This window comes from Bacillus sp. N13C7 (assembly GCF_026790065.1).
In the GTDB taxonomy this organism is placed as follows: Bacteria; Bacillota; Bacilli; order Bacillales; family Bacillaceae; genus Bacillus.
The window spans coordinates 738,633-751,631 of the sequence record NZ_JALAMO010000007.1 but is presented as its reverse complement, the minus strand read 5'-3'; the positions used below and the strand labels follow the sequence as shown (position 1 = coordinate 751,631).

12 protein-coding genes, 1 tRNA gene and 1 riboswitch are annotated in these 12,999 nt (G+C 42.6%); of the genes, 4 read left to right on the top strand and 9 right to left on the bottom strand.

The genetic code is table 11. The features are described from left to right. Positions 1-148 precede the first annotated feature (148 nt). Positions 149-298, top strand: a riboswitch (cyclic di-AMP (ydaO/yuaA leader). Between the two features lie 72 nt (positions 299-370). Both ktrA and ktrB read left to right on the top strand, forming a co-directional pair. Beyond that, entirely contained in the window at positions 371-1,039 is a 669-nt protein-coding gene (gene ktrA / locus MOB98_RS11925) for a potassium uptake protein KtrA (RefSeq protein ID WP_268359348.1), read from the top strand. A 6-nt stretch (positions 1,040-1,045) separates the two neighbouring features. Next, the gene (ktrB, locus tag MOB98_RS11920; RefSeq protein WP_268359343.1) at positions 1,046-2,383 is read left to right on the top strand and encodes a Ktr system potassium transporter KtrB; all 1,338 of its coding nucleotides are present in this window, start codon (positions 1,046-1,048) and stop codon (positions 2,381-2,383) included. A gap of 35 nt (positions 2,384-2,418) precedes the next feature. On the opposite strand, the gene MOB98_RS11915 is transcribed toward ktrB, so the two are convergent. From MOB98_RS11915 to MOB98_RS11905, 3 genes are all read right to left on the bottom strand, one after another. Continuing rightward, on the bottom strand, positions 2,419-2,682 hold the full coding sequence (locus tag MOB98_RS11915) for a YiaA/YiaB family inner membrane protein (protein ID WP_003222348.1): 264 nt from the start codon (positions 2,680-2,682) through the stop codon (positions 2,419-2,421). Positions 2,683-2,789: 107 nt separating this feature from the next. Further along, positions 2,790-3,638, bottom strand: a complete 849-nt coding sequence (gene lytG, locus MOB98_RS11910) for an exo-glucosaminidase LytG (protein WP_268359340.1) — start codon at positions 3,636-3,638, stop codon at positions 2,790-2,792. Positions 3,639-3,791: 153 nt separating this feature from the next. Beyond that, on the bottom strand, positions 3,792-5,333 hold the full coding sequence (locus MOB98_RS11905; RefSeq protein WP_268359338.1) for an MFS transporter: 1,542 nt from the start codon (positions 5,331-5,333) through the stop codon (positions 3,792-3,794). Between the two features lie 523 nt (positions 5,334-5,856). Between MOB98_RS11905 and MOB98_RS11900 the strand changes: the two genes are divergently transcribed. Beyond that, complete coding sequence (locus MOB98_RS11900) at positions 5,857-6,342, top strand: cysteine dioxygenase (RefSeq protein ID WP_268359335.1); 486 nt, start codon at positions 5,857-5,859, stop codon at positions 6,340-6,342. A 99-nt stretch (positions 6,343-6,441) separates the two neighbouring features. On the opposite strand, the gene MOB98_RS11895 is transcribed toward MOB98_RS11900, so the two are convergent. The 3 genes from MOB98_RS11895 to MOB98_RS11885 all read right to left on the bottom strand — a co-directional run bounded on the left by MOB98_RS11895 (position 6,442) and on the right by MOB98_RS11885 (position 8,711). After that, positions 6,442-6,514: transfer RNA gene (locus tag MOB98_RS11895), tRNA-Ala, on the bottom strand. A gap of 108 nt (positions 6,515-6,622) precedes the next feature. Then, the gene (locus MOB98_RS11890) at positions 6,623-7,453 is read right to left on the bottom strand and encodes an undecaprenyl-diphosphate phosphatase (RefSeq protein WP_268359333.1); all 831 of its coding nucleotides are present in this window, start codon (positions 7,451-7,453) and stop codon (positions 6,623-6,625) included. Between the two features lie 91 nt (positions 7,454-7,544). Next, entirely contained in the window at positions 7,545-8,711 is a 1,167-nt protein-coding gene (locus MOB98_RS11885; protein WP_268359330.1) for an AI-2E family transporter, read from the bottom strand. A gap of 180 nt (positions 8,712-8,891) precedes the next feature. Between MOB98_RS11885 and MOB98_RS11880 the strand changes: the two genes are divergently transcribed. Further along, the gene (locus MOB98_RS11880) at positions 8,892-9,878 is read left to right on the top strand and encodes a Gfo/Idh/MocA family protein (protein WP_268367163.1); all 987 of its coding nucleotides are present in this window, start codon (positions 8,892-8,894) and stop codon (positions 9,876-9,878) included. Between the two features lie 40 nt (positions 9,879-9,918). On the opposite strand, the gene rhaA is transcribed toward MOB98_RS11880, so the two are convergent. Genes rhaA through rhaB form a run of 3 tightly spaced genes read right to left on the bottom strand, consistent with a single transcriptional unit; the run spans position 9,919 to position 12,999 of the window. Then, positions 9,919-11,184: an L-rhamnose isomerase gene (gene rhaA, locus MOB98_RS11875; RefSeq protein ID WP_268359328.1), complete on the bottom strand. Its 1,266-nt coding sequence runs from the start codon at positions 11,182-11,184 to the stop codon at positions 9,919-9,921. 25 nt (positions 11,185-11,209) lie between these two features. After that, positions 11,210-11,524: an L-rhamnose mutarotase gene (gene rhaM / locus MOB98_RS11870; protein WP_268359326.1), complete on the bottom strand. Its 315-nt coding sequence runs from the start codon at positions 11,522-11,524 to the stop codon at positions 11,210-11,212. An 11-nt stretch (positions 11,525-11,535) separates the two neighbouring features. Then, on the bottom strand, positions 11,536-12,999 hold the full coding sequence (gene rhaB, locus MOB98_RS11865; RefSeq protein WP_268359324.1) for a rhamnulokinase: 1,464 nt from the start codon (positions 12,997-12,999) through the stop codon (positions 11,536-11,538).

Genomic DNA, 12,999 nt, shown 5'->3' with positions numbered 1-12,999 from the left:
TACTTGACAGGGATAAGACCAAAGCCGGTCTTTTTTATCTTTCCCTCCCCTTTTTTTCTCTCATCCACGTTATTTTTTTCTGGTCTAAATTTTAAATTGACAAACACTTGAAACAGGAGTAAATTCTTGAGTGTTCAATTTCATAAAGTCTCTTTTACCGCTTAATCAAACACGAACGGGGGAACCAACGATTGGCTGTTTTATTAACAGCATTGGGGGTGAATCTTACTAGGTAAGAGGGGGTACTCTGAATCCCTAATCCGACAGCTAACCTCGTAGGCGTATACAGAGAGGAGGTCTATTATCGGCCATTCTTTGCAATGGCCTTTTTTGCTTCAAAAACGTTAATTCACTAAGGGAGTTATGAACATTGGGAAGAATTAAAAATAAGCAATTTGCCGTAATCGGGCTGGGCAGGTTTGGCGGAAGCATTTGCAAAGAGCTGCACAGAATGGGCCACGAGGTCCTTGCGATTGATATAAACGAGGAAAAGGTAAATGCGTATGCTTCTTACGCAACTCATGCGGTAATTGCCAATGCCACCGAAGAAAACGAATTGCTTTCATTAGGAATACGCAATTTTGAATATGTGATTGTTGCCATTGGAGCGAATATTCAAGCAAGCACGCTGACCACCCTTTTATTAAAGGAGTTTGATATTCCGAATATTTGGGTGAAGGCTCAAAACTATTATCATCATAAGGTGCTTGAAAAAATCGGTGCTGACCGCATTATTCACCCTGAAAAGGATATGGGCGTCAAAATCGCACAAAGCCTTTCTGATGAAAATGTTTTGAATTACATTGATTTATCTGATGAGTACAGTATTGTCGAGCTGCTGGCAACGCGCAAGCTAGATTCAAAGTCGATTATTGATTTGAACGTAAGAGCAAAATACGGCTGTACGATCCTGGCCATTAAACATCATGGAGATATTCGTCTATCCCCATCACCTGAAGACATCATTCACGAACAAGATTGCCTGGTGATCATGGGACACAAAAAGGATATTAAACGTTTTGAAAACGAAGGGATGTAGACAAAGGTGACACTGCAAAAGGATAAAGTGATCAAATGGGTTCGGTTTACACCGCCTCAAGTGCTTGCACTTGGTTTTTTTCTTACCATTATTATCGGTTCCGTGCTGTTATTGCTTCCGATTTCCACAACGAAGCCAGTGACATGGATAGATGCCCTTTTTACTGCGGCTTCCGCTACAACTGTAACAGGGCTTGCAGTTGTCGATACCGGCACACAATTTACACTTTTCGGACAAACGGTTATCATGGGGCTGATTCAGGTCGGCGGGCTTGGATTTATGACATTTGCCGTTTTAATCGTCATGATATTAGGGAAAAAAATCGGATTAAAAGAGCGAATGCTTGTCCAGGAAGCCTTAAACCAGCCGACAATTGGCGGTGTCATAGGCCTTGTCAAAGTCCTGTTTTTGTTTTCGATCAGTATTGAATTGATAGCAGCACTCATTTTATCCATCAGGCTTGTGCCTCAGTATGGCTGGTCATCCGGCTTGTTTGCCAGTCTGTTTCACGCGATATCTGCTTTTAACAATGCCGGGTTTTCGTTGTGGCCTGATAATTTGATGGGCTACGTTGGCGATCCTACAGTGAATCTTGTGATTACTTTCTTATTTATGACAGGAGGGATCGGATTTACGGTTCTGTTTGACATTATGAAAAATCGCCGATTTAAAGCTTTTTCTTTACACACAAAGCTCATGCTTACAGGAACGCTGATCTTGAATGCAATTGCTATGGTTGTGATCTTTATATTAGAGTACAGCAACCCCGGCACGCTTGGCCACCTGCATATAGGTGATAAATTATGGGCTTCCTATTTTCAGGCAGTGACGCCGAGAACCGCAGGCTTCAATTCCCTCGATTTTGGAAGCATGAGAGAAGGAACCATTGTATTCACTTTATTTTTGATGTTTATCGGAGCAGGAAGCGCATCTACGGCGAGCGGCATTAAGCTGACTACGTTTATCGTGATTTTAATGTCTGTGATTGCTTATTTGCGAGGTAAAAAAGAAACGGTTATTTTCCGCCGTTCCATTAAATATCCGATTATCATTAAAGCTTTAGCTGTCAGCGTCACCAGTTTGTTCATCGTGTTTTTAGGGATTTTTGCCCTGACTATCACAGAACAAGCGCCATTTATTCAAATTGTGTTTGAAACCTTTTCTGCATTCGGAACTGTCGGTCTTACAATGGGGCTTACTCCCGAACTGACGGCAGCTGGAAAGTGTATCATTATTGTCATCATGTTCATCGGAAGAATTGGTCCTTTAACGTTCGTTTTTTCATTTGCAAAAACAGAGCAATCAAATATTCGTTACCCTGACGGCGAAGTGTTTACGGGGTGATAACAAAAAATCCGGCGTCCAGGCGCCGGATTTTTTTATGATTCGATATGAGATTGATTTTGTCTTTTTTCCTGCTCTGCGATGATTTCGTTATCTTCCGCGTTGTCGCGGGTCACTTTTTGTGTAAGAATCGCACCGACTGCTACAAGTATCATAACGGCAATGTAATACCCTTTTTCATTGAGTTCCAGGTTATCAGCATTATAGAGTCCGATACTAAACAAAAATACTCCCGCAAAAAAAGTAAAATAAGCTAATACTGTAAAGGCAACCGTGTTTCTACGTCTATATTTCTGCACCTTTGTTCCCTCCTGAAAGCATAGTCAATAAGTGATAACTTCGTGGAATATTATACCTCAAATTCCCCGGAATGGAACAAAAAATTAAAAATACCAGTAAAAAGGGATCAGGTTGCTTCCTTTATTTCAACAGCTGAATCATCAACCCAGCCGATGAGTTTATCATTGATTTGAAATTGGTACCACACTGACTCGCCCTTCTGCTTTTTAGAAACAACCTTTATATCCTTGCCGACGTAAGATTGGGCAGAGGTCAATCTGATAGACTGATCATCAGTAGAGGGCTTGGACCATACGTCCTGAACGGCACTGTCTTTGATAGAGCCGTTTAAATCCACTGATTTCAGGGATGGGTTTACCTCATCGTACTTATCTAAATCGTATTTTTCCACAATGCCGCTGATTTTGTCAGCGTAGTCAGGGTCTGTAGCATATCCTGCTGTTTGCAAGGCGGTTGCCGCTTCCTTATAATTCTCAGCATCAAGCACCGGTTTATACTTCTTTTTATTCCACGATGTGCCGCGGACAAACAATTGGGCGTGGTCATCCATCGATTCAAAAAACGTGCTGTATTTGCGAAACTTCGCGCGAATGGTTTTTCTTTTCCCTTTTTCAAATTCATCCGTTTCCATCGTAACATGATGGCCTTTATAATTTCCTTTTACGCCAAAAAGGTTGTTGGCCTGAGCAGCAAGCTCACTGTTCCCCCAGTCTGACTCGAGAATGGCCTGAGCAATCGTAATGCTGGGGAGGACATGATATTTCTCATACAGAATTTGTGCATGTCCGGACAGGCTGTCAATAAATACTTGCTGTTCATCAATTTCTTCAGGTTCTTTCGATGTTTCAATCGGCTTTGATAAAGTTGTTGCTAAAACAAACAGGGCCAGCGGAATTGATACAATAAAAAATAGTGAAATGAAGAGTTTGCGTTTTTTTAGTTTTTTACGGGCCATGAAAACCTTCCTTTAAGTTAAAAGATTGCGAATGTAAAAGAATCTACCTTTTAGAATTTTACTTGCACTTCTAATATTTTTCAATTCTTTAGGGATATAGTCGGGAAAAGATTGCAAACAAAAAACCTTTTTCCTGATGGAAAAAGGTTTTGATCATGTATCTAATTTTGTCAGCCCGGGCTGTTTAAACTTTCTGAGTGCATTCCGATATTCTGTATCATGTATCACTTTATGAGAAAGTCCTTGTGCTGAAACGGCTGGCTTTTCCGCAGACGGTTTCGCTTTATCATGCGGTTTATGAGCAAGCTTGTGCCCCATACCAGTGGCGTTCATACAGAATGAGAGACAAACGAGCAGCACGCTCAGGACAAAAGAAATGAAGAAGAGATCATGATAAGCAGCCAGCATGGAATCCTGCAGAGAGCCGCTTTGTCTGGCAGCATCTTTTTTCGTGAAAAATCCGATGAGGATTGGCACTCCCATATAGACAAACAATCTGAAAAACTGAACAGCTGTCATTCTCTTGACCAAATCTGGCAGCGGTCCGCCCATAGCCGCTCCCATCAGCCCTGCGGCGACTGTCAGGCCTGTTCCCGCTGCAAGCATGATAAACAGTGCGGCGAACATATAAAGAGATGATCGATCCTGCATATGCAGCCATTGAAAATTCACAAACACGAGAATGAGTCCGCCGATAATACCGAGCATCCCTGGTCCGACTTTATCATAAAACAGAGCGCTCAAAATGGCAGCGATCGCCACGCCGATTAAAAGAGTCAAGTTTAGGAGAATGAGATGCGCCTGAGAAATATCATACACTTGACGGAGCAAGCCTTGAAAAGCAGACAGGCTGACAGCTACCGTGATCGTCCCTGCAGCGATGATAAATAATCCGAGCACCGGTTTTGGCAGCAGCATCAGTTTAATAGAAATAAACGGGTTTTTCACTTTATATTCCACAATCAATAAAGCAAGGAGCAAACATAATGCAATCCCGAAACCTGTCCATACATAACCTGATGAAAGCCCCCATTTTTGCAGAAAAATGAATGTAACCGCTGAGGTTGCGGCAAGGCAAACAGATAAAATGATTCCCGCACTATCGAGCGGCTGTTCTTGTTCTGCCGCCCCATGATGCTCATCATGAAGAAAGAAATAGCTCAACGCGACTCCGATCAGTGATAGTGCGCCAAAGATGCAAAACAGCCATCTCCAGTGGCCATAGCTTGTTGCAATTGTTCCTAGAATCGTACCGATGATAACAGAGCCATAAAATCCCCCGATCAGCACCAGCAGTGCATAGTTTCTGCGGTCAATCGGAAATGACAGAACAAGCATTGGAATCATAATCATTAGCATAACACCTGTAGCCGCTCCCTGTAAAAAGCGCCCTGCCGCCATCCATGCAACATCATTTGAGCATGCAAAGAGCAGTGAACCAAGTATAAAAACGGATAATGAAGTCAGATAGATCGGACGGGCACCGAATGTTTTCCTCAGCAGCGGTCCTGCCGGAACTAATAAAGCAAAGGCCATATTGCCGATCAATATTGGATTTACTGATAGGAAGCCGCTTGTTCCAACCGTCTTCTGAACAAGGCCTTGAACTGACGACAATGCTGTGTTAGACATCAATCCCGGCCCGACCGCTAAAACAGCGAGCAAAGAAATCACCCAATAATGTTTTGTCTTCATGTTGTCATTCCTTCCTATATGAATACATGCGAAACACATCATTTATTGGAACCAAAAGAAGCTAATAGATTTTGATACCATTAGCTTTCATTCTAATATTCTCCCTTTCGGGGGAAATGATATTATTTTATTATAATTATGTGAATGAATGAGCATATACTCAAACATTATTTCAAATCAATTGTGTTTTGTCAATGGAGTAAATTTCAAGCACAACATAATAAGTCTGAAAGCTTTCCCCCGATATTGTGTTTTGGAGCCAAGGGGGCTAGAACTGCACTTATGGATCTCTGCTCGTTACATCAAGCAAATTAAAGCAGGCCGTTTTACCCCTTTCAATCCACTATTCCAACTAATAAACTCGAATAAGTTGGTGATAAGACAACATTTTGGCTGCGCCGCACATTTTTTTGTGTTCACTGGGTGTTTGCCGCCTCTAAATTGTGGATGGGTAAATACCATGAATTAATCTGCGAAATACCCATTGCTAGTCAACTTTAAATCAACCGGGAGGCAAAAAAGAATGGAACTGCATGAGTGTATCCAAGACATTTTTAGCGGCTTAAAAAAACCATCGGTTAAAGATCTGACAACTTCATTAAAACAAATTCCAAACGCATCAACATTGATTCAGCCGTATATTAAGGAACCGGACCAGTACGCTTACGGCCGTAATGCGATCTTTAGAAACAACGAATTGGAAGTTATCGTTATTAACATTCCGCCACACAAGGAGACAGCAGTCCACGATCACGGTCAATCCATTGGTTGTGCAATGGTGTTAGAAGGAAAACTGCTCAATTCTATTTATCGCTCAACCGGCGATCAAGCAGAACTCTCCAATTCATACTTTGTCCACAAAGGAGAATGTCTTATCTCAACCAAAGGTTTAATTCACAAAATGTCCAATCCTGCATCTGAACGAATGGTGTCTCTTCATGTTTACTCCCCCCCTTTGGAGGACATGACGGTCTTTGAAGAACAAAGTGGTGTATTGGAAAAATCATAATTTACAGGTGAACGGTTGACTTTGACTTCGGATCATCCACAGAAGAGTTCGGCATTTTTCAAAACAAAAAAACCCTTATAGAATAAGGGTTTACAGGTATGGAGCCAAGGGGGCTCGAACCCCTGACCTCTACGCTGCCAGCGTAGCGCTCTCCCAGCTGAGCTATGGCCCCGTAAGTAACGTCATATTTATTATAGATGATTTTTTTTTGAAAAACAAGCTGTTTCCTCTTGAATGTGACAGAAAAAAATAAGGCTCCACAAGAGCCTTATTTTTCGATTTACATCATAATGAAAAGTAAAATCACACCGAGAATGATTCGGTAGATTGCAAATGGGACAAGTTTAATTTTGTTAATCAGTCTTAAGAAGAAACGGACGACAAACAATGCGACAACAAAGGCACAGATGAAACCGACGATGAAAAACGGCATCAGATCCGAGCTTAAGCTGTCCCAATGCTTCACGAGGCTTAAAAAGCTGGCTCCCATCATGATCGGCATCGCCATAATAAACGTAAAGTCGGCTGCCGCTCGGTGGTTTAATCCGAGAATAACGCCCCCGGAAATCGTTGAACCGGAGCGCGAGAAACCTGGCCAAAGGGCGAGACATTGGAATAAACCGACCCCTATCGCCTGCTTATAGGAAATGCGGTCGAGGGTGTCTGTTGCTGATTTCCGTTTATTTACCCAATCAGCAAACAGCATCAGGACTGCCCCAGCGATTAAACCGAAGGCCACAGTTTTAACGGAAAATAAATATTCATCAATGTAATCCTCAAACAAAAAGCCGAGAACAGCTGCAGGCACGAGCCCGACGGCAATTTGCGCAATGCTTAATTTATGTCCCTGTTCCTGGTCGCTTGTAATATTCTTTTTCAGACCGAGCAAATTCAAAATTCTGTCTTTAAAAACGATCGCTACTGCTAAAATGGAACCTAGCTGAATAACCACTTTGAATGAATTGGCAGCTTCTTCTGACATCAGATTGTTTGATTTCAGCCAGATATCGTCTACTATGATCATATGTCCTGTCGAAGAAACCGGCGCGTACTCTGTTAATCCTTCTACGATTCCTAAAATGGCAGCTACAAACAATTCCCATAGAGTCATGATTTTAATTCTCCCCATTAGACATTTATTTTTTACATGACGGGAGCTTTCCATAAATGGAAAGCCCGTCTTATATAACTATAAACGAAAATCACACTTTATGACCTGACGTATTTTCATTTTTTTCTTCATCGTATAAATGTGACTGCATTTTAAACCAGTCAAATAAATGTGTCGTAATGACTTTGGCAACTGCATAGCCCGGAATGGCCAGAATAATTCCAACAACACCAAACAACTTGCCGGCTGTTAACAGCAGAAAAATAATCGTAATTGGATGGATGTGAAGGTTTTTCCCCATAATTTGCGGAGAAATCAGTTTCCCTTCAATCAGCTGCACGATTGTCCATACAATGACCAGCTTAAGCAGCATGAGCGGCGATGTCACTATGGCGATGATAATCGCTGGCGTAATGGCAATCGTCGGCCCTAAATACGGAACGATGCTTGTACAAGCCGCAATGATGGCTAGCAATGAGGCATAATCCAGTCCGATAATCAAATAACCGATAAACAGCAAAAACCCGATACAAAAGCTGACAATGATTTGGCCCCTGATATAAGAGCTCAATCGATGATTCATTTCACTTAAGACTGTGTATGTCTGTTCCTTCAATCGCGTCGGCACAAACTTCAGTATGTAAACCGGCAATTTTTTTCCATCTTTCAGCAAATAAAAAAGAATAAACGGAACCGTGACGATCGAAATGATAATCTCAGTCAACGCGCCGATAAAATTTCCAACGCCGGTAAAGGTGCTGTTCACAATCGTCGCCGCCTGATCTGAAACCTTTGTTGCGAGATCAGATATATTGATGTTCATCGTTTGCTGGGTCTGATTGACAAAGTTGCTGCCGATCAGCTGTTTTGTTTGATTTTCAACGATATCCACATACCTTGGGATGTTATCGATCAAACTCATAATTTGTTCTTTTAAAAAGGGGATGATGGACACGATCGTAATCGTGATCAGCCCGATAATCAATAGATATAACAGCAAAATAGAATAGATTCTTCTGATTCTTCTTCTCTCAAGAAAATCGACGACTGGGTTTAACAGATAGAACACTATGCCTGTTAAAATGATCGGCAATGAAATCGTTTTGAGCAGAACAATAATCGGGGTGAAAATGAATGATGTTTTTGTAAAAACAAGAATATTTAAACCAATCAACAGCAGCACAAGCAAAAATAATACAAACTTATTGTCCAAGAAGAATCGCTTGAATCTGCCGCTCCATGTTTGCAACGTCTCCACTATCGTTCCTCCGTCATACTTAGTTTAATTAAATTGTACACTATCGTCCCTATAATGAAAAATAATAACCGCTAATTGCTGGAAAAACTTCCTTGCTCTATATATGTGATTTGATCTATCATGTGCTTTTCTTCTTTTTAAGCTATAATTTAGCTATATCATACAAAAGGAGCGATAAACGTGATACGATTTGCGATTATAGGAACCAACTGGATTACAGAGCGCTTTCTTGAGTCAGCAGGGGAAATCAAAGATTTTCAGCTGACAGCTGTTTATTCAAGATCAGCTGAACGCGCTGCTGAGTTTGCCGCTAAACACGGAGCTGAGCACACCTTCACAAACCTTCAGGAAATGGCGGCAAGCGACTGCTTTGATGCCGTATACATAGCCAGCCCGAATGCCTTGCACAAGGAACAAGCTGTTCTCTTTATGAACCATGGCAAGCATGTGCTTTGCGAGAAGCCGTTTGCTTCGAATGCAAAAGAAACAAAGGAGATGATTTCAGCGGCTAAGGAAAACGGCGTTGTCCTGATGGAAGCAATGAAGTCCACTTTCCTGCCGAATTTCAAAGAGCTGAAAAACCACTTACATAAAATCGGCACTGTCCGCAGATTTACCGCAAGCTACTGCCAGTACTCCTCACGGTATGATGCGTTCAGAAACGGAACCGTCTTGAATGCATTTCAGCCTGAGCTTTCCAATGGGTCATTAATGGATATCGGCGTCTATTGTATTTATCCTGCTGTCGTGCTGTTTGGTGAGCCGCGGGATGTAAAGGCGAACGGATATGCATTATCTTCCGGAGTGGATGGAGAAGGAACCGTCATTCTGTCTTACGACGGGTTCGAAGCCGTTCTAATGCATTCTAAAATCTCTACTTCCTATGCCCCGGCGGAAATTCAAGGTGAAGACGGAACGATTGTGATCGATACGATTCACCGGCCTGAACGTGTAGAAATCCGCTATCGTGACGGCCGTCTGGAGAACATTTCGATTCCCGACCCTAAACCGGCGATGTTCTATGAAGCAGAAGAATTTGTCACGCTCATAAAAGAGAATAAGCAGGAATCTGAAGAAAATACGTTTGAACGGTCTTTGATCACCGCCAAAATCATGGAAGAAGCAAGAAAGCAAATGGGAATTGTGTACCCTGCTGATCAAGCCTAAAAAAATCTGCCGCGTGCATATGCCGCGGCGGATTTTTTTATTAGACAATCGGAGTAGATGCCCTCCTTTTTAAAAGCACCTTTTGTTCATATTCTTTTATGTCATGAAGCCATGCCTCCTTTACCGGCACGCCCTGTTGCTCACAGTAGGAATCCCAGATGGCACCGAACGGATATGTTTTGAATTCCTCCATAAGGGCCAGCCTTTCTGTATAACGGCCCTCTTCCTGCAATTGTTTTAAATAGCCGTTCGGGAGAAGCAAGGCATATAATATAGCTTTGATCATATTTCTCGTCCCGATGGTCCAAGCGGCAACACGGTTAATGCTGGCATCAAAAAAATCGAGGCCGATGGCAACCTTCTCGAGAGCCTGATTGCGGACAATTTCAAGCGCGATTTCCCTCAGTTCATCATCCAGAACCACAACATGGTCGCTATCCCAGCGAACGGGACGGGATACATGCAGGGCGAGTTTGTCTGTGTAAAGCAGCATAGACGAGATTTTGTTTGATACCGTTTCAGTCGGATGGAAATGGCCTGTATCAAGTAAACAAAGCTTATGATTCGTCAAAGCATAAGCTAAATAAAATTCATGAGAGCCGACAACATATGACTCGGAACCAAGCCCGAACAGCTTGCTCTCGACCGAATCAAGATTGTGTTGTTCACTGATCTCCTCCGCGAAGATCCGATCCAGTGATTCTTTTAACTTTTTACGCGGTGTCAGCCTGTCACTCGGAATATCCTTATAGCCGTCGGGAATCCAAATATTCGTCAAGCAGGGGGTGCCTAATTCTTTCCCGAAATATTCTCCAATACGGCGGCACGCGATGCAATGCCTGATCCAAAATTCCCTGATGTTCGGATCGGGGTGTGAAAGGGTGAGTCCGTCTGCCGCTTTCTCATGCGAAAACAAGGTGGGATTAAAATCTAAACCGAGACCGAGATCTTTCGCCCATTTCACCCAGTTTTCAAAATGCTGCGGCTTCAATTCGTCTCGTTCTATCGCTTCCCCGTTTGTTTCTGCATATATCGCATGCAGGTTTACGCGGTGCTTTCCAGGAATGAGAGAAAGAGCCTTCTCCAAATCACTTCTTAATTCATCAGGGGTTTGTGCTTTGCCGGGATAATTGCCGGTTACGTCAATTCCGCCTGAAAGCTCACCCTTGTTTACCTCAAACCCTTCAATGTCGTCCCCCTGCCAGCAATGGATTGAAATGGGCACTTGCTCTAATTGCCGAAGTGCCTCTTCCACATCAACTCCCCATTTTTCATAGGCCTGTTTTGCACTGTCATAATTGGTCATATGGCTCTCTCCCTTTTTCAGTTTTTTAATCCAAATAAAAAACTTCCTTTAGATCTATAGAAACAGGGCTGAAATCCGGATTTGTTTTCATTAATGGCGACATTGATTTCCACCATCTCCGGCAAATTTCTGTGGCCGCCATCCTTCTCCACTTCTCTTCGTCCTCTATTTCTAAGTAAGCAAATAACCGGCCTGTTTCTTCATCTAAAAAAATGGAATAATGGTGCGCTCCATGAGCTTTGAGTGCTTCTGCCATTTCAGGCCAAATGTCATCATGCCGCTGTTTGTATTCATCGTATTTGTCTTGATGGACAAACATGATACTGGCTTTTCTTATCAAACCTGATCACCTCATAATCTTTTAGATAGCGCTTTCAAATCAACTTGGCAATATGACTGAATGATCGTGCTTCTGTCCATGTCTTTTGGTGTAAACACTTTGATCGGAAAAGAGTTTCTGACGGTTTCCCTTGCTTCTTTTATGTCTTTGACTTCTTTGGCAGCAATCATTTGCATCAGCACATTTCCGATAGCGGTTGCCTCTATGGGCCCTGCGTATACTGCTTTTCCGCTCATGTCTGCCGTTAATTGATTTAAGAAATCATTTTGGGCTCCGCCGCCGATGATATGAAGCTGCTGAATCGATTTTCCGGCGATCGTTTCCAGCTCTTGGATGGCTATCGCATAGATGATGGCTAAATTGCTGTAGATGCAGCAGGCAAGTTCGCCTGCAGTGCGGGGAATCTTCTGGCGGGTTTCTCTGCAATAATGTTGTATTTCCTCTATCATGCTTTCCGGATTCAGGAAACGTTCATCATTTAAGTTTATAAACTGCTGGAATGGTGCTGTTTTTCGGGCTTCTGCTGCTAGCTGCTGGAAAGAGTAATCTCCTTGTAGTTCCTTTCTTACCTCTTGTATTACCCACATGCCGATAATGTTTTTGAGAAAGCGAATGGTGTTGTTTGCGCCGCGTTCATTTGTATAATTGTTTTTTAAAGCCGAACTAGTTACTATCGGTGTTTTGCTTTCAACCCCGATTAACGACCAAGTCCCGCTGCTGATATATGCCCAGCCATCGTTGAGGCCTGGCGCTGCGATGACAGCCGAGGCAGTATCATGCGTTGCGACTGTCATCACTTTGCAAGCCGGCAGATCATAATCCGGGAACCAATCATTTCTCAGCATGCCGAGCTCACACCCTGGCTCAGTCAGCGGCGCAAATTGATGTTCTTGAATAGACACTGCTTTAAGTAATTCATGATCAAACTGTCCGGTTGAGACGTTTAAAAGCTGTGTTGTGGACGCATTTGTGATTTCTGTTACGGCTTTTCCGGTTAAACAATAGCCTAAATAATCAGGAACCATTACAATCCGATCTGTTTTCTTCAGCAGCTCTCTGTCATCTTCATACAATTGATAAATCGTGTTAAAACGCTGAAATTGTATTCCTGTTTTTTGATAGATTGTATCCTTTGACAGGATTTGTTCAAGTTTGCCCATGGTGTGTTCTGTTCTTCTATCCCGGTAGGACATCACTTCCTGCAAACGATTTCCTTTTTCATCCACCAAGACATAATCAACTGCCCAAGTATCAATGCCGACGGTGCATCGTTCATACCCAAGTGATTTCACCTTTTGCAGCCCTTGCAAGATTTGTTTTAACAAATCATCGATATCCCAAAAGCAATGTCCGTCTCTTTGAATGAAGCCGTTAGCGAATCTGTGGATCTCTTGTATGGCAAGCTTTCCTTCCTTCAGTTCACCAACCATGACCCTCCCGCTTGATGCGCCTATATCAATGGCGGTATAAATCAT